The organism is Proteus terrae (assembly GCF_003144325.1).
Lineage (GTDB): Bacteria > Pseudomonadota > Gammaproteobacteria > Enterobacterales > Enterobacteriaceae > Proteus > Proteus terrae.
Genome location: NZ_PENS01000002.1, coordinates 239,126 through 263,651, shown reverse-complemented (window position 1 = coordinate 263,651; position 24,526 = coordinate 239,126). Strand labels below are relative to the sequence as shown.

The window sequence follows — 24,526 nt, the reverse complement described above, 5'->3', positions numbered from 1 at the left end:
CTAACTATGCCACTTATTGTATTAAAAGGACTCAGAGGTGGAGTGGGTACAACGTCCACAGCAATTGCCCTTGCTCGACAATTTAACCAACAAAATAAAGAAGTGCTTATTATTGATAATTGTACCGAGAATATTTTATCTTTTTATTTTCCTGTACAGCAAAAAAATACCACATTAAGTCAGGCATTATTAGCAGAAACACCAATAGAGGAGAGTATTTTTTACTATCGACCACACTACCAAGTGTTACCTTTTGGTTTGGTTAATATGAAGGATAATTTGCTCTTACAATTGTCATTTTCAGCAAAACAACAGCTTACCCATTTTTTAACGACATTTATTCAGTTACACCCTGATGCCATTATTTTAATGGATTTACAGCATGTAGAAGACACTCTTTTCACACCTTGGATAGAAAAAGCGGATATTTTTTTCACTGTAGCAATGGCAGAAAGCAACTGCCATATTCGCCTTCACCAGCACGAATTTATTGAAACTGAATACGTACTGATTAACCAATTTCGTGCCACCAGCCAAATTCACCAAGATTTTTATCAATTTTGGCAAACAACACCATTTCCATTATGCCCTGTCGTTCTTCATCGAGATGAAGCCTCGCTAGAAACCTGTGCCTCACGTTTACCTTTATATGATTATCGAGCTAATTGCATGTTAGTAGAAGAAATATCGCAACTCGCTCAATGGTGTTTTTCGTTATTTGAGAGGAAAGAAGGACAGCCATAATGCCATCATCTTACGATGCCACGAAAAAAGTCGAAAAGAATATGACACAACATATTCTTATTCGTTACTACAAGTTTTATCGCCATAACGGTGCATCTCGTAGCGCGGCTATTATTAGCGAGCTATTTATGGGCATTATGTGGTTTTTTTTACGGATGGAATCTCCTTTTTGGCGGAGAATTGCCAGAAAACAACGAGAGTTATATCCTCATATTGATCCTCGTTGCCCCAAAGTTTTTGATCCTCTACGCTATTTGTTGCAAAGCATTTGGCTAGCTTGTCATTATGTCGCGCATTTGCTGATTAAAAAACCCACACAACTGATTTCCTATATTCGAAAGACATACAAAAAACTCTTTATTCATATCACTCCTATCGCAATTGACATCATTGACTATAAGAAAAAAGCCACACCATTTTGGCAGTATGCTCTCTATTTCGTCATCGCTATTTCTGCCATTTTCTTTATTTTGCTCAGTATCACTCAGCCGTTTGATCTTACGTTCCAGTTTGTTTTTGTGATTGTCCTTTGGCTAGTTGCCTTAGCTATCCGTGATATTCCAGGACGTTTCTCTTCAATCGCAATGGTTATGTTGGCACTAACAATTGCATGTCGATATATTTGGTGGCGTTATCAATCAACCCTTTATTGGATTGATAATTTTAGCTTATTTTGCGGTTTACTGCTTTTATTGGCTGAAACTTATGCCTGGTGTGTGTTATTCCTCAGTTTTATGCAATGTATTTGGCCACTGCATCGAAAACCCGTTTCTATGCCTGAAGACATTACACAATGGCAAAGCGTTGATATTTTCATTCCTACCTATAACGAAGATTTACAAGTTGTTAAACCTACAATCTATGCCAGCTTAAATTTAGATTGGCCTAAAGATAAGCTCACTATTTATCTGCTTGATGATGGTGATCGTCCTGAATTTAAAGCATTTGCTCAAGAATTGGGTATTCGTTATATCGCACGAGAAAAACACGATTTTGCTAAGGCAGGTAATATCAATCATGCCTTAACACTCGCTTCTGGCGAATTTGTCGCTATCTTTGACTGCGACCATATTCCAACACGTTCATTTCTACAATTTACGATGGGATGGTTTTTAAAAGATGAAAAAATGGCTTTAGTACAAACACCTCACCATTTTTTCTCACCCGATCCTTTTGAACGTAATTTAGGTAATTTCCGTGAAACACCGAATGAAGGCACTCTCTTTTACGGATTAGTTCAAGATGGTAATGACACTTGGAATGCAACGTTTTTCTGTGGCTCATGTGCCGTTTTACGTCGTAGTGCATTGGATGAAATTGGTGGTATTGCTGTTGAAACAGTTACAGAAGATGCACATACCTCATTACGTTTACACCGTCATGGCTGGAGATCAGCTTATATTCGTATTCCACAAGCCGCTGGTTTAGCGACAGAATCATTATCCGCTCATATAGGTCAACGCATTCGTTGGGCGAGAGGAATGGTGCAAATATTCCGACTTGATAATCCACTCTTTGGTAAAGGCTTGAGCCTGCCACAACGTCTTTGTTACTTAAATGCCATGTTGCACTTTTTCTCTGGCATTCCACGGATGGTTTTCTTACTTGCACCGCTGACGTTTCTTTTTTTCCATGCCTATATCATTTATGCGCCTGCGGTTGCCATCGCCCTCTATGTTGTGCCGTATTTGATCCATATTTCACTCGCGAGTGCGAAGTTACAAGGTACTTATCGCCACTCATTTTGGGGTGAAGTTTATGAAACGATTTTGGCGTGGTACACCACCCGCCCAGTGTTGAGTACTCTTTTCTCTCCTCATAAAGGAACTTTCAACGTTACTGGCAAGGGTGGCGTGATGGAAAAAGGCTTTGTCGATTGGCGAATTAACCGCCCTTATTTACTCTTTCTCAACCTAAATTTACTGGGTATTTTGTTTGCCTTTTGGCGTATTGCAACAGGCGATCCTGATGAAGTTTGGGCTGTTGTGATGTGTTTATTGTGGGTTTGCTATAACCTTATCTTACTCGGTGTTGCAATTGCAGTTTCTGTCGAAACAAAGCAACAACGCCGTTTCCCTCGCGTTCGCGTTAAAGTTCCTGCTATGTTGCTGTTAAATAATGGCTCTCTCTATCGCTGTTATCTCTATGATTTTTCTGATAATAGCTGTGCCATTCTATTACCTGATAATGTCACTCTTTCACTCTCTACAAATGAAAACATCACTCTATTACTCAGTGAAAATCAGCGCGAACATGCCTTTAATGCCAATATTTCACGTATTGATGGGCAAATTATTGGATTACAACTTCTTGAAATGACAACACAAAAAGCTATCCAATTTACCGCTTGTACTTTTGAGCGAGCCGATACATGGGCTGATTGGCAAAACGAACTCCCAGCCGACAGGCCTTTAAACAGTCTCAAGAACATTATTTTTATCAGCATGCAAGGTTATAACACCTTGTTAAAGCGTGCACCTTACTTTATTTACGCCACATTTCGCTTACTCGGTTTGTTTTTGCTGTGGCTTTCATCGTTACTCCCTCAACGCGTTAATGTTTCACAAATATTTCATCAGTCTTGAAGGAAAAACTCAGTTTTCTGGGAATTTATTCATAAACAATAAGATCATGGGTAACAATAATGAAAAAACGTTTTCTCATATTTGCCTTATTTATGCTCACTTCTTCGGTTCATGGAAATGAAACGCAAGAGGCGCAAACTAATATTTCAGCCCCCCCCGTTACACTAACTGAAGCAGCTCCTGAAGTTATTTCTCAAGTAGGTATTGGAAATACACAACTGCCTTCTGCTGATGTCATACCTTCTACTCGTCAGAAGATATTAAAATTTGCAGAGACAGCACCTAGTTATGGCGCTCTTCATTTAACAGGTGTTAGCCCTGACGGCTATTTAGAATTTGGTGTACGTAGTGATGAATATGTTTCAAAAGCGACTCTCGATTTAGAATTTACACCATCTCCGTCACTCCTTCCTGTGGAATCTCATCTTAATGTCTATTTGAATGATGAATTGATGGGAGTTATTACCTTAAAACAGGAAGATTTAGGTAAGAAAAACCAAATTACGATCCCAATTGATCCTTTATTTATTCAAGATTTTAATCATATAAAACTCTCTTTTATTGGCCATTATCGTGAAATTTGTGAAAACCAAGCAAATACGACACTCTGGCTTGATGTGAGTAAAAGTAGTCAATTAAATTTGACCTTTCATTCACTCCGTTTAGGTAATGAATTAGCGTACTTCCCAGAGCCATTTTTTGACAGCCGTGATTTTGGTGAATTAACACTGCCGATGGTATTCAATCAATCACCTAATTTAGTTCAACAAAAGGCGGCTGCTATACTCTCTTCTTGGTTTGGTACTCAAGTTGATTGGCGTAAGCAAAATTACCCTGTTTATTATGATGCTTTACCAAATCAACACAGTATTGTTTTTGCAACTAATAAACAAAAACCAGTATTTTTAAAACAGCATCCCGATGTTAAAGCGCCAACTATCGAAATGCTGACACACCCAACCAATCCTTATATTAAATTACTTCTTATTATGGGACGGGATGATAATGATTTGATCACTGCCGTAAACGGAATAGCCCGTGGACAAGTTATTTTCAGAGGAAATATCGTTACAATTAATGAAGTAGAAAAATTGATCCCTCGTGAGCCTTATGATGCGCCCAAATGGGTACAGTTGAATAAACCTATCTATTTTAATACATTGCAAGACTACGAAGGCCAGTTGCAATCTCGCGGATTAAAACCGAATCCTATTACGTTGAATATGACGTTACCGCCTGATCTCTTTATGTTTAATAATACGGGATTACAAATGCAATTGCGTTATCGTTATACCGCACCTGCGTTTCAAGATGCCTCTCGTATGTCTATCTCAGTAAACGACCATTTCATTAAAGCTTATCCTCTTGAGAAAGATAAAAAAGATAATCTTGTTATCGCTTATTTACCGCTTATTCAGGGCTGGATTGAGCATAAGAATTTATTGAATATTCCTGCTGTAAAACTAGGTGAACGTAACCAAATTACATTTGCCTTTGATTATACCAATCCAATTCCGGGGGGATCAGTAGATCAATGTATTACTTATCAACCTGTTCCAAATGCAGTGGCAATTGATGATTTATCTAGTTTTAACTTCACCGGTGATTATCGACACTATATTGCATTGCCTGACTTGCGGGTTTACAGCCACGCAGGCTTCCCATTTAGCCGTTATGCAGATCTGTCCGAAACTCTGATTTTTGTTAATCAGCAACCATCTCCAACTCAGTTGTCTACTCTATTAATTTCAACCGGGAATATCGGTGCTCAAACAGGTTATCCTGCACTGAATGTTTCATTAACCGATTCATTAGAGGATGTGCAAAAAAGGGATGTAGATTTGCTACTTATCGGCACAATTCCACCTGCATTAAATAATGATAAACAGATGAATGTACTGATTGATAAAGCACGTAGTGAAATTACTCTGCCTTCTCGTGAGATCAGTATCTTTAGCCACACAAGTTATCAACCCACTGATAAACGTCCTGATAGCCGTATCTCCCTGACGTCTAAAGGCTCAATGGGTGCAATTATTGGTTTCCAATCCCCATTCTTTTCACAACGTAGCGTTGTCGCTCTATTAGCTGATAGTACACAAGGTTACAAACTGTTAAATGAGGCAATTAGTGATAGCGGTAAGCGCGATGCAATGCATGGTTCAGTGGTATTAGTCAGAGAGTCTGGTGTAAATAGCTTACGTGTGGGTGACACTTATTTCGTCGGTTATTTACCTTGGTGGGAAGAAGTTTGGTATGTGTTTGCATCTCACCCTATATGGCTTGGTTTAGCGGCAATTATCGGCATTATTCTTGTCTCTCTTCTTATTTGGCGAGCAATGAAAATAAGAAGCCAACGTCGTTTAGCGGCTAAGGATTAAGCTATGTGGCAATTTGGTCACACACATCGCCACTCTGTTATTGCTCTCTTTTTGCTGACAGGCATTTTGCCTGTCACACAAGCCAGCGAAGAGGCAACGGAAGTCTTTTTGCAAGAGCAAGTAAGATTAGGAACATCCACGGGAAATGAAGCGTTAGTGGCTCAATCGTTGCATCGTTTAGCGTTAATTAAACCCAATGATCCTAATATCTTATTAATGCAAATTCAGTTTGCCGTTAAACAGAAAGATAATGCAAAAGCACAACAGTTATTTACTCAATTAGGTACTCAGTTTCCTCAATCAGAGCAATATCAACGTGCAATAAAAACTTTATCACTGACAACGGATGTTAATAGGCAAAAATTACAGCGAGCTCAACTTTACCGTACAGCTGGACGCTATGATGATGCACTAAATTTATACGATGAAATTTATCGCGGAGTGCCACCTGATGAGACTTTAGCACTGGAATATATTCAAGTGCTTATGCAATCATCTCATGATGATAAGGTAGATAGGCTTCATCATATTTATCGCCAATATCCTCAGAATGCGAAAATAGCCAATCTCTATCAGCAACAATCAAAATCGACAGTTACAACAAGCACAACCAGTACGGCTTCCACTGTAAAACCTAAAACAGATGTTGCCTCATTGCCTATTGCGACTTTAAAACAAAAAGTACGACAACAACCTGATAATGCGGATGTTGTAGGTGCTTTAGGAGTGCGTTATTCTCGCGCAAATCAACGTGGTGCGGCTATTTATTATCTTTCACAAGCGCTGAAATTATCACCCAATCATGATAATAGCGGTCAATGGCGATCCATGTTTCAGGCTAATCAATATTGGCATTTACTTTCAAAAGGCGATGAAGCGCTATTAAAGCAAGATTATAAATTAGCTGAACGATATTTTAATCAACTCAATAAGTTAAGTCCTTATGAAAGCGAGCCTTATATTGGTTTAGGTAACATTGCCGTTGCACAGCACCAATTGGATGTTGCAGAAAGCCATTATTTACAAGCCTTAAAATATCATCCTAATCACCCCGCAACTTTACATAGTCTCGCAGCACTTTATCGCCAACAGTCACATGATAAAGCTCAGCAATTTATTAATAGCTTAACACCAAGACAATATAAAAATTTGGCTGAAGATTATGGCTATATTATCTCAGGCATAAGACAAGATTTAGCCTCTGATGATGAACACAAAGAGCAATACCTTAGTGCGATTGAAAAACGTAAGGCAATTGCTAAAGATTATCCTAATGATGTTTGGAATATTTATCGCCTTACTGATGATTTATTAATAACTCAACAAGACTCTGAAGCTGAAGAGTATTTTAATCAACTTAATCGCCGTCTCCCTAATGATCCATCTCGTCTTTACGCCTATGCGCTATATCTCAATAAAACAGGACGAGAACCTCAAGCACTCAATACACTAAAAACAATTCCTTTGTCTCAACGTAGTGAGAGTATGAAAGCGTTAGATAGTCAATTACGTTTTGGTGAAATATTAGCGCATGCAGAGTCTCTACGCGCAAAAGGACAAGAAAAACAAGCTGTTGATTATCTTTTTGCTCATATTCCGCCAGAGCAGAAAATTCAGACTTATTTGCTATTAGCAGACTGGGCTCAAGAGCGAAATAACCTTGAACAAGCTTTAAGTTATTATCATACCGTTCTAAATCTAGAGCCTAACAATGAATCAGCATTATTAGGCGCAACAGATATTGTCTTAGAACAAGGGCAAAAAACACAAGCAAAATATTATCTTGCTAAAATTGAAACCCTTTCACCCAATCAATTTAGTAGCAATTCTCTTAGACGCGTTGCTAATGCAGAAAAAGAGGTGGGTAATACAGAAAAAGCACAACATTACTTTGCATATTTAACGCAAAAAATCGAAACAGAGCCGGACAGTGCTGATCCTTTAGTATTGCGCGATATTGCTCGTTTTCAGCGTGATGAGCAACATAGTCAACAAGCCCACTATTATTATCAACAAGCGATGATCAAGGATGGAATAACAGATAGATTGCCAAAAGATAATATTGAGTACACCACATTAATGCGTAATGACGAAAAAGATAACTGGTTATCTCGAAGCCTACGAGCTGATGCTCACACTCTTTATCGTCAACAAGAGTGGCGTTTTACTCTTGAACATGATTATTGGGGCTCTAGTGGTAGCAAAGGTTATTCGAAACTACGCGCTCACACCACGATGTTACAACTCGATCACCCTGTTTATGATGGTCGTTTCTTTTGGCGGGCAGATTTAGTTAATCTCAGCAGTGGCAAACTGGGTACATCACCTTATGACTCTAAATTTGGGACTTGTTATCGTACAGGCTGTTTCCCGTTAGAGCAAAAATCCTTTGGTGTGAGCCCCGCAATTGGCTGGGAAAATAGTCAATGGCAATGGGATTTTGGTACAACACCACTGGGTTTCGAAGTAACTGATTGGGTCGGTAAAATCGCCTATAATCATGATCTTTTTAATGTTGGCTGGGCATTTGATGTTCACCGTCGTCCAGTAAATAGCTCTCAACTGGCTTTTGCTGGTCAACGAGATATTTGGACTAACCAAACATGGGGCGGAGTGAGAAGAACCGGTATTCGTTTAAGCGGAAGCTATGACTTAGGCGGAAAAGACGGTTATTGGGGCGAGGTTTCTGTTGATAAACTGACGGGTAAAAACGTTGAAGATAATAGCAGTGTTCGAGGAATGGGTGGCTATTATTACAAACTTATCAATGAGAACAATCGCCGCGTTTCCGTCGGATTAAGCACAATGCTTTGGCATTATGATAAAGACTTAAGCGGATACACTTTAGGTCAAGGTGGTTATTATAGCCCTCAAAAATATGCCTCTTTAGGGATCCCGATTAATTATCGTGAACGCACTGAAAATTGGTCTTGGGAATTATCAGGCTCTCTTTCTTGGTCTTACTCCCAAACAGATGACAGGAAGCGCTATCCTTTACAAAATCTCATTTCGCCCGATAAATTCAATCGCTATATCAATGGATTTAGCCCTGAAGATCGAGAAGAGATGATGAGACTTTATTATCAAGAGCGTGATGCTGTTGATGAAGGGGACTCCAGTAATGGTTTTGGTTATACCGCAAGAGCACTAGTCGAACATCGAGTTACACCGCATTGGTTTATTGGTGCGGCTATTGATATTCAACAAGCAAAAAACTATACCCCAAGCCATGCATTAATGTACTTACGTTATTCATTTGATGGTTGGAATGGTGATTTAGATTTACCGCCAAATCCTCTTATTCCTTATGCAGATTTTAAATAACGCTCAAATGTATTAAATACACAAACGGGAAGCACAGGCTTCCCGTTTAACATATTCGCTAAAGTTATGATAGCAAGTTGTCATTATTGCGTTTTACGAAAAAGCCCAACGAGCAACCAACCCACTATCATGGCAAGGACAAATAAAATACCTTGATAAAATCCAGCACCTGCTAATACCAAACCAGGCCCTGGGCAAATTCCAGCTAATCCCCAACCAAGACCAAATAATACACTGCCCAACACGAGTGGTTTATCAATCACTTTATTGGTCGGAATATTTAGAGGACACGCTAAAACACTTTGCTGTCTACGGCGTGTTAATTGGTAGCCAATCACACTGACAAGCAATCCTGCCCCCATAATGATCAATAAAGAGGGATCCCAGTTTCCTGTAATATCCAAAAAGCCTAGAATTTTTTGCGGATTGCTCATTCCACCAACAATCAATCCTGCACTAAATAGAAGACCACAAAGAAAAGCAACAAACTTAGTCATTTTCTTAGCCTCCTATTCCTATTACGTGGCGCTGAATATAAACGGTAATAAATGCAGTCACCATAAAGACTAAAACTGCCACCATCGAGCGACGAGATAATCGTGCTAACCCACAAATACCATGACCGCTAGTACAACCATTACCTAAACGAGTGCCTGCTCCCACCAGCACCCCGGCAATAATTAGCATCCAAGGCGACGTTTCAATTACTGGTGATAAAGGTTTATCAAAAAAATAAAACAAAGTAGGTGCGATTAGCATGCCAAGTAAAAATGCCCAACGCCAACCATTTCCTTGCTGCTTTATTGATAACACACCACCTAAAATACCGCTTATTCCTGCAATGCGGCCATTAAATAACAGTAAAATGGCGGCAGCTGCACCTATCATAAGCCCACCAATTGCCGCACTTAAAGGCGTAAAGTGAACCCAATCTATATTCATACATTAACCTGCTATCGGACAATAAAGCTGATAAAGCGTATTGAGTAGCACAAGAACTTTTTCATCAGCAATAGAATAAAAGATACGTTTTCCATCACGACGAGTATTCACTAACCCTTCATTACGCAAAACGGTTAGCTGTTGAGAAAGCGTCGGTTGACGAATACCTAAACTCTCTTCTAATTCACTCACACTTTTTTCGCCCTGACTTAGCTGACACAATAATAAGAGGCGATCGCCATTTCCTAACGTCTTAAGCATACTAGACGCTTCATTAGCCGCCAATTTCATTGCATCTAATAAATCAGGTTGAACTCGTTGTGTCATGGTAAACTCCATAATCAATATACTTTTTAATAATATGTTAATTTATATATTGTGCAAGTTTTCTTTTTATTGCGTGTTTGTATAAGGCGCTATATGCTCTGTAACATGAAAACGGTAAGAGTCCCCATTGCCTTAGTGCAAAGCGTTATGCGAACACTGCGTGAAAAATTGCAGCAGGCTAATCTTTATCTTAATACAAATTACCCAGAACCTACTCTACATTATAATCAGAGAGGAACTATTGCAGGCAGTGCCTATTATGCAAATTGGGAAATCCGTATTAATCCTACATTATTGATTGAAAATAAACAGAATTTTATTGAAGAAGTTATTCCTCATGAATTAGCGCATTTATTAGTTAATCGCCATTTTGGTCGTGTAGCACCTCATGGGAAAGAGTGGAAATGGATGATGGAAACTGTATTACAAGTTTCAGCTAAACGTACTCATCATTTTGATGTCAGCGCCGTTAAAGCTAAGACCTTTCCTTATGCTTGCCAATGTGAAGAAGAACATCAACTTACAATTCGGCGTCATAACAAGGTATTACGTGGTGAAACTCAATATCGTTGCCGTCATTGTCAGTCAATTTTACAATTTATAGAACACGAACTCGTGTAGATAAAAATAAAGCCGATGTATTGATTAAGTCACATCGGCTTTATCTTGATAATAAATATGTGGGATTGTATTAAGCAAACTCGCTCATCACATGAGATGCGATTTCAAAGTAAATAATAAGACCTGTACCATCAATTAAGGTTGCGATAAACGGTGCTGAAACAACCGCAGGATCGATACCTAAACGCTTTAATACCATTGGAATTACAGACGATACAATCGCACTCCAAACAGTGATTGAAATGAGAGTTAAGCCAACAACAATCATCACTTCCATACCCACACCTAAAAACCAAGCACGCACAAAACCGGCAATACCCATAGTTAGTGCGACCATTATGGATGTGGTTATCTCTTTTCTTAATACAGACCAAACATTACGTAAGCTCACTTCCCCTAATGCCATAGCACGTACTAATGTTGAGGTGATCTGTGTACCACTATTCCCGCCTGTACCAATTAGCAATGGAATAAAGAAAGCTAATGAAATCGCAGCTTCTAATCTGTCTTCAAAGGCATGTAATACCGTACTAGTATACGCTTCTGCCACAAACAGCATCAATAACCACACAACACGTTTACGCCATAATGTCACTGGACTAGTTTCTAAATAAGGCTGCTCTAAAGGTGAGGTTGCACCCTGCATTTGTGCATCCAATGTATTTTCATCTTCAATTAATTCAGCAATATCTTGAGGACGTAAAACACCGACTAACTTTCCAAAATGCATCACCGGTACGCTGTCTAAACCGCTATGGCTAATCAGTTGATAAACATCATGACGATTCTGTTCTGGTGAAACAGAAAAAAAGGTTTGACGCATCACATCAGAAACAAATAGATCATTCGCAGCTGTTAATAATGATTTAACGGGCAAAATCCCATTTAGATAGTTATCTTTATCCACTACATATAAATAGGTTGGAATTAATTCATCTTTTAAATCATTAACCAATTGAGCTTTCACATTTTCAACAGAATCAGCGACAGAAATGGCAATATAGGACTGGCTCATATATGCGCTAACAGTTGCATCATCTTTTAAACGATTGTATTGGTCTTGAGTTGAGTTGTTTTTAGGTGTGTTTAAGGATGCATCTGCAACTAATACAGCATCCATTTTGTTTTGAGTATTGAATTTCATTTTTGTGGTTCCCTATTACTGTTTGTGTTTAGCAAATCAGTTCTCCATAGGGGCGAAACCAGAAGCGAGAATGCAAAAGCTATCTACACGTCTCGGTTTTAGCACTATACAACGTATCCGATGAATACTGGAAGTTACATGGGGATATACCTTCGGTCGATATATCCTGTCCTAATCTTGGGCGTCTCTCGACGTCGTCAGATCAGTAACCTGTGTTTGTATAGGAGCCTCGCCTAACGAGATACTGCACTTTTCTTGCGAATGCGGCGCGCATTATAACCACTCACAATATAATGAAAAGCCCGATAACGATTTTGTTTAAGTTCTATTGAAAAATAGTTCACGACATTCATCATACAATTAAATAATATAATTCCATTAGAAATTAATATATAAAAAAGAAATGAAGCTTTCCTACGAAAGTTAAAATCGTATACTAAGAAGGAATTTGTTTATTAATTGATTATTTAAATGCTAATTTTTGTACTCTTATTTCTTCTGCTTGCAAAAATATCTCTTTTACCGTTTTACCATCTAATGATTGACACATTTTACGAGTGATAATATCCGCATTTTTATGACGCCCTGCGATAACTAAATCATTAAAATTAATATCATTAAGAATAGCTAATTCTATTGCTTCATCAAAACGCGTTTGTTCATCAAGGGGGAGTGAATTGCGCATTTCAACAATTGAGATACGTAGCGATTCTACATTAGAGCCATCAAGGGTTTGTTGAGGTTTTTCACAGCCAGATAACATGACACTAAACAAACAAATAACTAACAATTTTTTCATATATCCCCCCTACCCAGTCAATAGTTTAAATAATAGCAGAATGTTTATAAGGAAACTCCCCACTAACTAAAATATATTTTTAATGAGTCATCATTTCCAATATTTTTATTATTCTGAATAAATAAAAACCATCTTTAATTTAAAATAAAGGGAAGCATTTTCCAGATTATTCGTTTTTTTAATGGGAGGAATAGACATAAAAAACCCTGTTAATAAATTAACAGGGCAAAAAAACAGGAAAATAGAAGGGAATACTTAATAAAAAGAGGTTAAGCGAGCTCAACATCTCCTTTTAAACGACAGCTACATGCTAAGACATAACCTTGAGCTATCTCTTCAGCCGTTAATGTACTGGTACTGCTGACATCATAATCACCACTCGCAATGCGAGTTTTGCAACTACCGCAAACTCCTGCACGACAAGCTGCAAAGACAGGAACTTTATTTTCTTCCATTGCTGATAATAAAGTTACACCAACAGGAACTTTAATTTGTGATAATGGATGACGAATAGTCATGGTTAATTGTTCATTTTCATCAACACAAACAGGCTCATCACCAAAACGTTCCATAAAGATATTCTCAGCAGGTACACCAAGATTTCTTGCAAAACGTCCTGTGTCTTCCATATAGCTATTTGGACCACAGCACATGACAGTACGACTCGCAATATCAGGGACTAATGCAGCTAATTTTTCTTGAGAAATGCGTCCACTAAACAACCCTTTATTATCAGGCAATTTTGGCATCATGATAAAATTGAGATTGTATGGATATGCATTTGCTAATTCGATCCACTCTTTCTCAAAAATAAACTGACTTTGCTCGCGAATATTAAAAATAACCGTGATATCCGCTTTAGGTTGATTATTTAACAACCAACGTGTCATCGACATAACCGGCGTCACACCACATCCGGCCGCCAACATTAAATAGCGCGCACCTTCTTTACCCGCACAAGTAAACTCACCCTGAGCATCAGATAACCAAAGATAATCACCTGGTTTTACTTGTGATGTTAACCAACCTGAGCCTATGCCATTTTCTAAACGACGAACGGTTAAGGTGATAAATGGGCTTAATCCCGGAGAAGATGAAATGGTATAAGCGCGCAATGTTTCATCACTATTATTGATACTCACCAGTGCAAATTGGCCCGGTTTATAAGAATAAAAGTCATGATTAATTAAATTTAGCGTCCACACTTCAGGTGTTTCCTGATTAATAGAGTGAACTTGCATACGATTAGGACAAAGAGAAGTAGGCATCGTCATGGATATTGATCCTTCACCGAAGCCCGCAGGCTTCGGTAATGATAATGAATTTAAAACATTAAGCAGAAAGAATATCTTTAAGATCTTGTTCTGGTGTAGTAATAGAGCGCATACCAAATTTCTCATTTAATACCGCCAGCAGATTGTCAGTTAAGAACGCTGGTGCTGTTGGACCGGTATAAATGTTTTTCACGCCTAATGAAAGCAGAGTCAATAAGATAACAATCGCTTTTTGCTCGAACCAAGAGAGAATTAAAGACAGTGGCAAGTCATTCACACCACAACCTAATTTCTCAGCAAGGTTAACGGCTAGCATAATCGCTGAGTAAGCATCGTTACACTGACCCACATCAAGTAAGCGTGGTAAGCCTTCTAAAGTACCGAAATCCAGTTTATTGAAACGGTATTTACCACACGCTAAGGTCATAATTAAACAATCTTGTGGAATTTCTCTTGCAAGATCGGTGTAGTAACTACGTTCACCACGGCTACCATCACAACCCCCCACTAAGAAAACATGACGTAATTTTTTCTGTGAGACTAAATCAATCACAGTATCAGCAGCATTTAATAGTGTTTCACGACCGAAACCGACAGTAATTAAATGCTCAATTTCATTGTATGGGAAACCTTCTAATGATTGTGCTTGTTCAATCATTTCAGAGAAATCATCACCAGTAATATGTTTCACACCCGGCCAACCAACAATACTACGTGTCCAAATACGGTCACCGTAATTACCTACATTTGGGTCAATAATACAGTTTGAAGTCATTAATACAGGGCCAGGAAATTTTGCAAACTCAATTTGCTGATTCTGCCAACCACTACCGTAGTTACCCACTAAGTGTTTGTATTTTTTAAGTTCTGGGTAACCATGAGCAGGTAACATTTCACCATGAGTATAAATGTTGATCCCTTTACCTTCAGTTTGCTCAAGAAGCATTTGCAGATCTTTCAGATCATGACCTGAAATTAAAATAGCTTTACCTGCAACAGGGCGAACGTTAACAGTAACGGGTGTAGGGTTGCCGTAAGCTTGAGTTTCGCCTTTATCAAGAATAGCCATAATACGGAAGTTCATTTGACCAATGCCCATCGCATTTTCTAACAACTCATTCATATCTGAAGGATCAGTGCCTAACCACGCCATATAGCGATGATATTCTGCATAAATTTCATTGTCATACTGACCTAAAACATGCGCGTGCTCCATATAAGCCGCAGCCCCTTTTAAGCCATACAGGCACAGCATACGTAACCCATGAAGATCATCACCGATTTGCGCTTTATCTGCATTTAAAGCAAAAAGCTGAGCTTGTTTTTGTAAGCTGTCTAAATCGCTACCGGCTAATTGAATTTCAGCTCTTGGATTAGTGACTTGAATTGCTGCATTTTTCGCTAAAGTACGAGATTTCAAGCTTTCACGGAAATAGATAGCTTCTTTCGCATAACCGACAATACGATCAGAATCAAAGTTGACGTTAGTTAACGTAGAGAAAAAAGCACGAGGAGCAAAGCTATCTACATCATGATCAATAATACCGACACTACGCGCAGCCAAAGCCCACGCTGAAAGTCCTTCTAATACTGCAACGAGTAAATCTTGAAGATCTGAAGTTTCTGCTGTTTTACCACACATACCTTGCGCATAGGCACAACCATTACCTACAGGCGTTTTCATTGTTTGTTCACATTGCACACAATACATATCGTATTCCTTCTAATAAAAGATAACGCTTTATTTTTATAAGTTGCATTCTATATGCAACATAAGAATACGCCATTTTTATAAGAGAGAAAGTGCAATATTGAACAATTTGAATGTTGTTTGATCTAACGCAATTTTTAGCAAATCTTTTAATATCTCTTTTTTTATCCTTTGATTTTGCTTAAGCCTCAAAATAATTTTTCCAAAAAAGAGAGTGCTATTGCATTGTGCCGATGATGACTAAATGAGAAGGAATATTTAACAATTATTGATGGTTGTTTTTTATCTAATCATATAAAGACTGAGAGATGAAACGATTAAGTTTATTCATTTTTGTTAGAACAGCAATATTCATTACTATTTTTTATAGTTAATATCACCTATTGCATCAATAGCTAATAAAATTATTTCAATTGAGATATGTTATTAGCACGAGTATTACGAAATGAAACTACACATTTGGATGATACTCATCCCTACATTGGAGATTAAAAATGATTAAATTAAATAATGTTCCATCAGAATTTCGCCCTCTAGAAAGCTACAAAATGCTAATTGGAGGAGAATGGGTATCTAGTACATCGCAAAAAACAACGAAAACCTATAGCCCAGCTACGGGTGAATTATTAAGTGAATACCAATCGGGTAGTGCTGAAGATGTTGAACGCGCAGTCAGTGCTGCACGTAAGGCATTCAAAACATGGAGTAAAACGTCACCTGCTGAGCGTCAAGCCCTCTTATTAAAAATCGCAGATCGCTTAGAGCAAGAACAAGAACGCTTTGCTTGGATTGAGTCATTAGATAATGGTAAGCCACTCAATGAGTCGAAAAACATAGATTTACCTGCCTCTATTGACCATTTTCGATATTTTGCAGGCGTGATACGCTCTCATACCGATGAAAGTGCCGTCCTAGACGAAAATACCATTAGCCTTGTTATTCGCGAACCTATTGGTGTTGTGGGGCAAATTATTCCATGGAACTTCCCATTATTAATGGCAGCATGGAAATTAGCACCGGCGATTGCAGCGGGTGACACAGTGGTTATTAATCCAGCAACACTGACTTCCCTTTCATTATTAGAGCTAGGTCGTATTTTAAATGAAATATTACCCGCGGGTGTGATTAATATTGTTACCGGACGCGGATCTGTTGTAGGACAAGCTATTTTAGAACACGAAGATATTGATAAACTTGCGTTTACTGGCTCTACCAATGTGGGTTATACCGTAGCAGAAGCTGCTGCGAAAAAAATGGTCCCAGCAACATTGGAATTAGGCGGTAAATCAGCCAATATCGTGTTCCCTGATGCGAACATGAAAAAAGCAGTCAAATATTCAGCATTGGCAATATTGATGAACCAAGGACAAGCCTGTGAATCAGGTTCACGTTTGTTCTTACATAAAGATATTCATGATGAATTTTTGAAAGCATTAAAAGCTGAATTTGAGAGTATACGTGTCGGCGATCCACTTGATCCGAATACACAAATGGGTACACAAGTTAGCCAAGATCAAATGGATACCATCTTAGGCTACGTTGAACTCGCGAAAAAAGAAGGTGCAACTGTTTTAACCGGTGGTGAGCGTATTACTGGTGAAGGTTATGATGACGGCTTCTTTGTTCGTCCAACTATCATCATCAACGCAACAAACCAAATGCGTGTTGCCCGAGAAGAAATTTTTGGGCCTGTGTTATGTGTTATTCCATTCGATAATGAAGATGAAGTGATCGAAATGGCGAATGACTCTGAATATGGCCTTGGTGGTGGTGTTTGGACTCAAGATATTAACCGTGCCTTACGAGTTGCAAAAGCAGTAAGAACCGGTCGTATGTGGGTTAACACTTATCACGAACTCCCTGCTCACGCGCCTTTTGGGGGGTACAAGAAATCAGGTTTAGGACGTGAAACACATAAAATGATGTTAGATGCTTATAGCCAAGTGAAAAACATCTTTATCAGTATGAAAGAATAAAATTTTCTCTCTTTTCTAAATTCTTATAAATATAATATCTATACTCATCTCTTCGCCTTCTCCCCAGAAGGCTTTTTATTATCTGTAATTTCCTCAAACCCCACATTATTACCATAAAAAAAACCGCATACTTATCGCTATAAAGCATACGGTTTTATGTTGTGTTGTTAGCTCATAAGTAAGAACGAGTTACTCTACTTCAGCTTCTTTTTTACTCACTGAGTGAGTTTCTTTATCTAATTCAATATTATCGGCGTTAACATCTTTTATATGCTCTCTTGTTAAGCGATAAACAACAGGACTTAATAAAGCCAATGCAATTAAGTTAGGAATAGCCATCATTGCATTGAGTGTATCGGCTAACAACCACACAAACTCTAACGATTGTGTCGCACCAATTGGTAACGCAATTAGCCATGCAACCCTAAATGGCATAATCGCTTTAGGTCCAAAAAGATATTGCACACATTTTTCACCGTAAAAACTCCAGCCTAAAATGGTGGTAAAAGCAAAAATGGCTAATGCAATTGCCACAATATAGTTACCACCCGGAATAGCCGTAGAGAATGATGCGGCGGTTAATGTTGCTCCACTTTGCCCTGTTAACCATTGTCCTGTAATAATAATGGTTAATCCTGTAACAGAACAAACGATGATGGTATCAATAAAAGTCCCCAACATCGCAATCAAACCTTGGCGAACAGGGTTTTGTGTTTTTGCTGTCGCATGGGCAATTGGCGCACTACCCAATCCTGCTTCATTTGAGAAAACACCACGCGCTACACCAAAGCGGATCGCAGCCCAAACAGCTGCACCCGCGAAACCACCTTGAGCAGCAACAGGTGTAAACGCAGATTTAACAATAAGGACAATTGCATCTGGGATCGCAGTCGCATTCAGTGCGAGGACAACAATACCTGCACCAAAATAGCCAACGGTCATAATAGGAACTAATTTACCGGCAACATCAGCAATACGCTTAATGCCTCCAATGAGTACAGCACCGACTAAAACAACGAGCACAATAGCTGTTATTGTTGTCGAAATACCAAAGTTACTTTCCAGTACATCAGCGACAGAGTTTGCTTGCACTGTATTACCAATACCAAATCCTGCAAAACTACCAAAAACAGCAAAAACAGTGCCTAACCAAACCCAATTTTTACCTAAGCCATTTTTGATGTAATACATTGGGCCACCGACATAGTTTCCGTATTTATCAACTTCACGAAAACGTACAGCAAGCACGGCTTCTGAATATTTGGTTGCCATTCCCACTAATGCGGTCATCCACATCCAAAACAACGCACCGGGGCCACCTAAGACAACAGCTGTTGCAACACCGGCAATATTACCAGTTCCAATAGTGGCAGAAAGCGCGGTCATTAAGGCATTAAATGGCGATATTTGCCCTTCACCTCTTTTGTCATTTTTTTCAAATAAAAGCTTAAACCCTGTTCCTAACTTCCTAATAGGTAAAAAGCCAAGTCGAAACTGCATAAAAAGGCCGATACCGAGAATGCCGACAAGCATCGGAACTCCCCATACCACGCCATTTATAGCGCTTAATATATTTGTGATGAAATCCATAATTTACCCTTTCTCGTCCAAATGTTATCTAAATATGTATTTTTTGTTATCAATTACACTAAAGATGAAAAAAGGAAAATATGCTAGAAAAAAAAACAACTAACTCTAAAATTGGCTTAGTTATGTGAGAAATATCACTTCATTATTAAATTACGCTATCATTAGGTTCATCGTTACAATACTTCAATCAAAGTTATGCATAATCATAAATCAGTACAAAACAGCCAAAATGAACGACGCTTTAATCTGTTCAGAAAAGCGCAAGAAACCAATCTTGCACCACTAAAAATCCTGTTATTGTCCGCTATAGTTGGCTCTTTGGCTGGACTAGTGGGTGTTTTATTTGAAAAAAGTGTTAGTTGGGTGATTCATTTTCGACAAGAAGAATTTATTAAAACCTTTACTAATCCTTATATCCTAGCAATCTGTACATTACTTTTTTCCTCTATTCTGGCAATGCTTGGATATTATTTAGTCAAGAAATTTTCACCCGAATCAGGGGGATCCGGAATACCTGAAATTGAAGGGGCCATGATAGATATTCGCCCAGTTCGTTGGTGGCGAGTATTGCCTGTAAAATTTATTGCCAGTATTGGGACGTTAGGTTCTGGTATGGTATTAGGACGAGAAGGCCCAACAGTACAATTGGGTGCCAATATCGGCCAGCTCGTAAATGATATTTCTAAAGTAAAAGATAAAGAGTCACGCCATACTCTATTAGCTACCGGAGCCGCAGCAGGATTAACCGCAGCTTTTAATGCCCCTCTAGCTGGTATTTTATTTATTATTGAAGAGATGCGTCCTCAATTTAAATACAGCCTTATTTCAATTAAAGCAGTTTTTATTGGCGTTATTATGTCTTGCATTGTTTTTCGCCTATTTAATGGTGAAGGCGGTATTATTCATATCGGTAAGTTTTCATCTGCACCACTAAACACACTCTGGTTATATTTAGTTTTGGGTATGTTATTTGGCATTATTGGCGTTATTTTCAGTAAATTACTTTTTTATATTCAAACCCAGTTTCAACATTTTTATCAAGATAAAACATCACGTTTTGTTTTAACAGGTGGGATCATCGGCGGGCTTTGTGGCTTATTAGCATTAATTATTCCTGAAATAACCGGTGGTGGATTTAGTATTATTCCAGCATTAAGCACAGGACAATACTCTCTTATCGCCCTATTACTTTTCTTTGTTTTACGAACCATAACATCCATTATCAGTTTTGCTTCAGGTGCTCCTGGCGGTATATTCGCCCCAACTCTGGCATTAGGTACGTTATTTGGTAGCGCCTTCGGATTAACTGCAACCTTACTTTTCCCTGATTATCAAATTCAAATTGGTACATTTGCCATTGCTGGAATGGGAGCTTTATTTGCAGCAACCGTAAGAGCACCTCTAACAGGGATCGTCCTCGTATTAGAAATGACTGATAATTATCAACTTATCCTACCGATGATCATTACCTGCTTAGGTGCAACAATGTTGGCACAACTATTAGGTGGTCGCCCTATTTATACCGTTTTATTAGAACGAATATTGCAAAAATCTGAGGAAAAAGAGCAAACAAACAAAGCCAATGACATTAAAAACGATAAATTACCACAACAATAAAACTCGCTTAAACAGATAAAAAAATACCCCAATTATTTGGGGTATTTAAAAAGAGACGATTGTACTTAACTATTTTTTACGTGCGATTAAAGTAGCAAAGTTTAGGGCGATACGATTGCCATTTGCATCTGTTTTATGTAAATGCCCTGGGTTTTCATTATATTTAATAATCTCCCATTCTTTATAATAATCAGCTAATTCATTTGGACGTAAAAAGGTTTTAAATGGGATTTCAGCAGGATCACTATTTGGCGTTTTAACAGGGCAAACAATCACATTAATACCATTAGAGTTGGTACATTCCTGCATATTTTTAATAATACTTTCAATACGTTCTCGTTGACAAAACATCAAGACAACAGTTGAAAGAATAATATCGTATTTATCTGTCAGTGAAGCTTCATTAATATCATATAAGCCGCTTTTTACCGCTAACCCTGTTTTGGTTTTAACAGTTTCAATAGCATCAATATGCGAGGCATTAATATCTAACGCTGTTACATCATAACCTTGAGATGCCAAATAGAAACTATTTCGACCACGACCAGCACCTAAATCTAACACCTTACAAGGCTGGGTAAATGTTGCCATATAACGTACTTCAGAATGTGGTAATGATAAGTCATTTTCTTTAAATAGCTTATCTTCTGGAGCACATAAAAAAGAGAGTTGGCAACGAACATCATCGCTCGCTTTATCTATTTTATGCCACTGTTGAGGTTGAATTAAAGGTGGCTGATTGTCAGTATCACACTCCACTGAAATCTGTGAACCATCATCATTAAAAACAACAAATGTCATGTTACCTTGCAATACCCGCATTTGGGCATAAGTGCCTTCCTTTGTATTGTGACGTTCTAATAACGCTAAAGGAATGGATGTACGAGTCCACTCAGGCATTGTTTTATAACTTACAAGTTCCATAATTCAACCTCAATTAAGATGCATTCTAAATACATCTTATGGTAATCATTATCTTTCGTAAAGAAGGTTTTATCAAAATTATGATTTTAAATATTTATTTAAAAGCAAATCAGTCACATCTGATGAAGAAATAGATTCACCACACAAAACTTTCATCATAATTTCTTTACCTAATGATGCTAAAGAAAACAGCATATTTGGGCGTAACCGACTGATTTTATCTCTATTCTCATCTTGATTAATAATAGTGATCAATTTGGCATTAACATTAGAACATTCTTGGATAGTCAGTAAAATAAAGGTATTTTCTGCATCACTTTCAGATAAAGTCGCCACCCAACTCGCTTTTGCAATATTGGCAGATAGTAATGTTTTAAGATTAGTAGGATCGCCTTCAATAATATTGGCTTGCGCATCATAAGAAGCTTTGCTTTTATCGGTACAAATCGCAATAACCTGTTTCCCTTGCTCTCTTAACCCTTTTTCTAATTGAGAAGCTAATACCGATGAACCAATAATAATAAAATGATTATGCATTTTAGCTATCCTCTTCTTAACAATATCGCGAGTACCACGCGCAAGAAATCCCATGACATACACAATGGACGTGGTAAAAACAGTTATTCCCAAGATAACAACAGTAAGAGTAAAAATACGTGCATTCGTGCTAACTGGCACAATATCGCCAAATCCTAGCGTCGTCATACAGACAATAGAAAAATAGAACGCATCCATCAGCGTTGTTATATGTGGCTTAAACTCATCACCAATATAAAGACTTCCCAGCATTGAGAATAACAGCAAAGAAAGGATACAGATAAAAGCCACAAAGCCAGCACTAGTTAAACTATGATGCGGAAATGCACGCCAACTCATCAGCAACCCAATAGCTAAAATAAAAGAAAAATAGGATTGAAAACCCATTTGCTGATAAACAGCAACATCAAGAAAAATAATGGTGGCTAATAAAATCAACGAGACGCACCACGCAATTCTAGCGCCCAGATACATAAATATTGAAAGCAAGATTAAGGCACAAGCTAACATGACCTTGGGTATATCAAGAAGTTTTAATACACCTAAAGATTTAAGCCATGCTGAAACCCCATGGATTTCCCAATCCAGATAAATACCACGAGACAGCAAAATAGAGTAAATGATAAAAGTACCATTTAAGATAAGTAATAAAGACATCATTTTTCTTGTCACTTTAGATGTCTCTATTACATTCAGTATTGCGGATAATTTCATATTAGATATCGTAAATACTCAGCTAGTTATTTAAAGGAATATTATCTAATCCTTGAAATTTAAAAGGTTCTGCGGGTTTAAAATGACTTGTCGCATTTGCAGAATAGATTATCGACTGCTCTTCACCTAATGGTAATGTCATCACTTTCCCACTCTCTTTTGAAAAATCAATTTCCTTTAAATTAACCCAAAAGGTATTTGGCGATAATGCTGATTCAAAAAAATATAATTGGTTTTTATGATCAGCGACAGTTCTCCAGCGTGTGGATGAAATTTCTGGTGATTCAGCCGTACTTAGTCCATAAGGTACAGATACATTTCTGATCACACCAAATACACTGGCAAGCGATTTTTTACTCGATTGAGCTTTAGGAATGGCATTCACATAAAAAGAAGCTCTAGCAAAACGATCTGAGGCTCGATTAGTCCCCGGTAACATCACGGTTCCACCAATTTGTTGCCAATAACTGTTCAACGCTAATTGTTCTGAAAAAATAGGAGAGTTCGTCATCACTTGATACTCTTTGCTATGATGAATCACTTGCTTACCATTAATATATTCAATAATAGCGCTATCTCCCGTTGCATCTGAAAGCGAGAGATGTAACGTTGCCATTCTATCTTGTCCAGGAACTTTATCTGTTAATACAATAAAAGGCTCACTGTCTAATGCATTGACAGCTTCTTCAACTGAAGCAAAATTATCTAATACATACTGCGCCCATGCAGAAATTGAAATCGCCGGTTTTTCTTTGGTATACGCTGGATAATCTGATTCAGCCAACCACAATAAATTAGCCACTAAACCTTTTTCATTCATACCATCGGTCGTAGAAATATCATAACCTGATGCAATCACACTTCCATATTTAGATGTCCATTTTATCGAGTTATCGCCAGCTTCTCCAGAGCGTTGCATTCCTTGTGGAAATACCCATAAATTTGTTCCTATATCATATTTCCAGTCCATCGAGCGAGCTGTAATAATTTGATTATTGTCGCCTAAATAAACAAGCCGAGTACATGCATCAACATCAGTAATACCTACTGTGAAAAAACCAGAGATAAGTAGAGTACCCAAAAAAGTATGGCGTAATTTTTTCATTATGATTCTTTCCTGTTAAACGAATGGATGGCTTCTTTGTTATGACCTTTCTTTGCACCGACTTAGAATAGATAAAGCCTCAACATAAATATTAATCCTATTAAAAAATAAGAATTATTATTTAAGTATAAGATCATTCATCATAATTGTGCATAAAAAAACCGATACGTTAAAGTATCGGTTTATAAATCATCTAGGCAATAAGAGGCTT

Annotated in this window: 18 protein-coding genes and 1 riboswitch; of the genes, 7 read left to right on the top strand and 11 right to left on the bottom strand. The window is 38.0% G+C overall.

Features of this window, described 5'->3' with window-relative positions; genetic code table 11:
- Positions 1-6: 6 nt before the first annotated feature.
- From DK857_RS03130 to bcsC, 4 genes are read left to right on the top strand one after another with little or no spacing between them, the layout of a single operon-like run.
- Positions 7-744, top strand: coding sequence for a cellulose synthase operon protein YhjQ/BcsQ (locus tag DK857_RS03130; protein WP_109392847.1), 738 nt, complete (start codon positions 7-9; stop codon positions 742-744).
- Positions 744-3,329, top strand: coding sequence for a UDP-forming cellulose synthase catalytic subunit (gene bcsA, locus DK857_RS03125; protein WP_109401527.1), 2,586 nt, complete (start codon positions 744-746; stop codon positions 3,327-3,329). Before DK857_RS03130 ends, bcsA begins: the two co-directional genes overlap by 1 nt.
- 59 nt (positions 3,330-3,388) lie before the next feature.
- Positions 3,389-5,710, top strand: a complete 2,322-nt coding sequence (gene bcsB / locus DK857_RS03120; RefSeq protein ID WP_109401526.1) for a cellulose biosynthesis cyclic di-GMP-binding regulatory protein BcsB — start codon at positions 3,389-3,391, stop codon at positions 5,708-5,710.
- Positions 5,711-5,713: 3 nt separating this feature from the next.
- Positions 5,714-9,034, top strand: a complete 3,321-nt coding sequence (gene bcsC, locus DK857_RS03115) for a cellulose synthase complex outer membrane protein BcsC (RefSeq protein WP_109401525.1) — start codon at positions 5,714-5,716, stop codon at positions 9,032-9,034.
- Between the two features lie 83 nt (positions 9,035-9,117).
- On the opposite strand, the gene DK857_RS03110 is transcribed toward bcsC, so the two are convergent.
- The 3 genes from DK857_RS03110 to DK857_RS03100 are packed head-to-tail and all read right to left on the bottom strand — an operon-like array spanning position 9,118 to position 10,303.
- Positions 9,118-9,531, bottom strand: coding sequence for a YeeE/YedE family protein (locus DK857_RS03110; protein ID WP_109392843.1), 414 nt, complete (start codon positions 9,529-9,531; stop codon positions 9,118-9,120).
- A 4-nt stretch (positions 9,532-9,535) separates the two neighbouring features.
- Entirely contained in the window at positions 9,536-9,976 is a 441-nt protein-coding gene (locus DK857_RS03105) for a YeeE/YedE family protein (RefSeq protein ID WP_109392842.1), read from the bottom strand.
- Between the two features lie 3 nt (positions 9,977-9,979).
- Positions 9,980-10,303 (bottom strand): ArsR/SmtB family transcription factor, encoded by a 324-nt coding sequence (locus DK857_RS03100; RefSeq protein WP_036912417.1) that lies wholly within the window; start codon positions 10,301-10,303, stop codon positions 9,980-9,982.
- 105 nt (positions 10,304-10,408) lie between these two features.
- Between DK857_RS03100 and DK857_RS03095 the strand changes: the two genes are divergently transcribed.
- A complete protein-coding gene (locus tag DK857_RS03095; protein ID WP_138158011.1) occupies positions 10,409-10,924 on the top strand; it encodes a SprT family zinc-dependent metalloprotease in 516 nt (171 codons plus the stop codon).
- 70 nt (positions 10,925-10,994) lie between these two features.
- On the opposite strand, the gene mgtE is transcribed toward DK857_RS03095, so the two are convergent.
- The 4 genes from mgtE to hcp all read right to left on the bottom strand — a co-directional run bounded on the left by mgtE (position 10,995) and on the right by hcp (position 15,852).
- A complete protein-coding gene (gene mgtE / locus DK857_RS03090; RefSeq protein ID WP_109392841.1) occupies positions 10,995-12,068 on the bottom strand; it encodes a magnesium transporter in 1,074 nt (357 codons plus the stop codon).
- A 76-nt stretch (positions 12,069-12,144) separates the two neighbouring features.
- Positions 12,145-12,316: riboswitch (M-box (ykoK) riboswitch) on the bottom strand.
- A gap of 215 nt (positions 12,317-12,531) precedes the next feature.
- Complete coding sequence (locus DK857_RS03085; RefSeq protein ID WP_109392840.1) at positions 12,532-12,867, bottom strand: DUF6694 family lipoprotein; 336 nt, start codon at positions 12,865-12,867, stop codon at positions 12,532-12,534.
- Between the two features lie 269 nt (positions 12,868-13,136).
- Positions 13,137-14,141 (bottom strand): NADH oxidoreductase, encoded by a 1,005-nt coding sequence (gene hcr / locus DK857_RS03080; protein ID WP_109392839.1) that lies wholly within the window; start codon positions 14,139-14,141, stop codon positions 13,137-13,139.
- A gap of 58 nt (positions 14,142-14,199) precedes the next feature.
- Entirely contained in the window at positions 14,200-15,852 is a 1,653-nt protein-coding gene (gene hcp / locus DK857_RS03075) for a hydroxylamine reductase (RefSeq protein WP_098942158.1), read from the bottom strand.
- A 494-nt stretch (positions 15,853-16,346) separates the two neighbouring features.
- Between hcp and DK857_RS03070 the strand changes: the two genes are divergently transcribed.
- Positions 16,347-17,828, top strand: coding sequence for an aldehyde dehydrogenase family protein (locus DK857_RS03070; RefSeq protein WP_109392838.1), 1,482 nt, complete (start codon positions 16,347-16,349; stop codon positions 17,826-17,828).
- A gap of 189 nt (positions 17,829-18,017) precedes the next feature.
- Here DK857_RS03070 and DK857_RS03065 read toward each other — a convergent pair whose 3' ends face one another.
- Positions 18,018-19,418: an alanine/glycine:cation symporter family protein gene (locus DK857_RS03065; RefSeq protein WP_109392837.1), complete on the bottom strand. Its 1,401-nt coding sequence runs from the start codon at positions 19,416-19,418 to the stop codon at positions 18,018-18,020.
- Positions 19,419-19,613: 195 nt separating this feature from the next.
- On the opposite strand from DK857_RS03065, the gene clcA reads away from it, so the two are divergent.
- Positions 19,614-21,035 (top strand): H(+)/Cl(-) exchange transporter ClcA, encoded by a 1,422-nt coding sequence (gene clcA / locus DK857_RS03060; RefSeq protein ID WP_109401524.1) that lies wholly within the window; start codon positions 19,614-19,616, stop codon positions 21,033-21,035.
- A gap of 69 nt (positions 21,036-21,104) precedes the next feature.
- Here the strand turns inward: clcA and tehB are convergent, their stop codons facing one another.
- The 3 genes from tehB to DK857_RS03045 all read right to left on the bottom strand — a co-directional run bounded on the left by tehB (position 21,105) and on the right by DK857_RS03045 (position 24,318).
- Positions 21,105-21,959: an SAM-dependent methyltransferase TehB gene (tehB, locus tag DK857_RS03055; RefSeq protein ID WP_109401523.1), complete on the bottom strand. Its 855-nt coding sequence runs from the start codon at positions 21,957-21,959 to the stop codon at positions 21,105-21,107.
- A 78-nt stretch (positions 21,960-22,037) separates the two neighbouring features.
- Positions 22,038-23,210, bottom strand: a complete 1,173-nt coding sequence (locus DK857_RS03050; protein ID WP_109401522.1) for an NAD-binding protein — start codon at positions 23,208-23,210, stop codon at positions 22,038-22,040.
- Positions 23,211-23,232: 22 nt separating this feature from the next.
- Complete coding sequence (locus tag DK857_RS03045) at positions 23,233-24,318, bottom strand: linear amide C-N hydrolase (RefSeq protein ID WP_109401521.1); 1,086 nt, start codon at positions 24,316-24,318, stop codon at positions 23,233-23,235.
- Between the last annotated feature and the right edge of the window lie 208 nt (positions 24,319-24,526).

Excerpts from the sequence above, each read along its gene's own strand:
- DK857_RS03130 (WP_109392847.1), top strand. The coding sequence starts at position 7 with ATGCCACTTATTGTATTAAAAGGACTCAGAGGTGGAGTGGGTACAACG.
- bcsA (WP_109401527.1), top strand. The coding sequence starts at position 744 with ATGCCATCATCTTACGATGCCACGAAAAAAGTCGAAAAGAATATGACA.
- bcsB (WP_109401526.1), top strand. The coding sequence starts at position 3,389 with ATGAAAAAACGTTTTCTCATATTTGCCTTATTTATGCTCACTTCTTCG.
- bcsC (WP_109401525.1), top strand. The coding sequence starts at position 5,714 with ATGTGGCAATTTGGTCACACACATCGCCACTCTGTTATTGCTCTCTTT.
- DK857_RS03110 (WP_109392843.1), bottom strand. The coding sequence starts at position 9,531 with ATGACTAAGTTTGTTGCTTTTCTTTGTGGTCTTCTATTTAGTGCAGGA.
- DK857_RS03105 (WP_109392842.1), bottom strand. The coding sequence starts at position 9,976 with ATGAATATAGATTGGGTTCACTTTACGCCTTTAAGTGCGGCAATTGGT.
- DK857_RS03100 (WP_036912417.1), bottom strand. The coding sequence starts at position 10,303 with ATGACACAACGAGTTCAACCTGATTTATTAGATGCAATGAAATTGGCG.
- DK857_RS03095 (WP_138158011.1), top strand. The coding sequence starts at position 10,409 with ATGAAAACGGTAAGAGTCCCCATTGCCTTAGTGCAAAGCGTTATGCGA.
- mgtE (WP_109392841.1), bottom strand. The coding sequence starts at position 12,068 with ATGAAATTCAATACTCAAAACAAAATGGATGCTGTATTAGTTGCAGAT.
- DK857_RS03085 (WP_109392840.1), bottom strand. The coding sequence starts at position 12,867 with ATGAAAAAATTGTTAGTTATTTGTTTGTTTAGTGTCATGTTATCTGGC.
- hcr (WP_109392839.1), bottom strand. The coding sequence starts at position 14,141 with ATGACGATGCCTACTTCTCTTTGTCCTAATCGTATGCAAGTTCACTCT.
- hcp (WP_098942158.1), bottom strand. The coding sequence starts at position 15,852 with ATGTATTGTGTGCAATGTGAACAAACAATGAAAACGCCTGTAGGTAAT.
- DK857_RS03070 (WP_109392838.1), top strand. The coding sequence starts at position 16,347 with ATGATTAAATTAAATAATGTTCCATCAGAATTTCGCCCTCTAGAAAGC.
- DK857_RS03065 (WP_109392837.1), bottom strand. The coding sequence starts at position 19,418 with ATGGATTTCATCACAAATATATTAAGCGCTATAAATGGCGTGGTATGG.
- clcA (WP_109401524.1), top strand. The coding sequence starts at position 19,614 with ATGCATAATCATAAATCAGTACAAAACAGCCAAAATGAACGACGCTTT.
- tehB (WP_109401523.1), bottom strand. The coding sequence starts at position 21,959 with ATGGAACTTGTAAGTTATAAAACAATGCCTGAGTGGACTCGTACATCC.
- DK857_RS03050 (WP_109401522.1), bottom strand. The coding sequence starts at position 23,210 with ATGAAATTATCCGCAATACTGAATGTAATAGAGACATCTAAAGTGACA.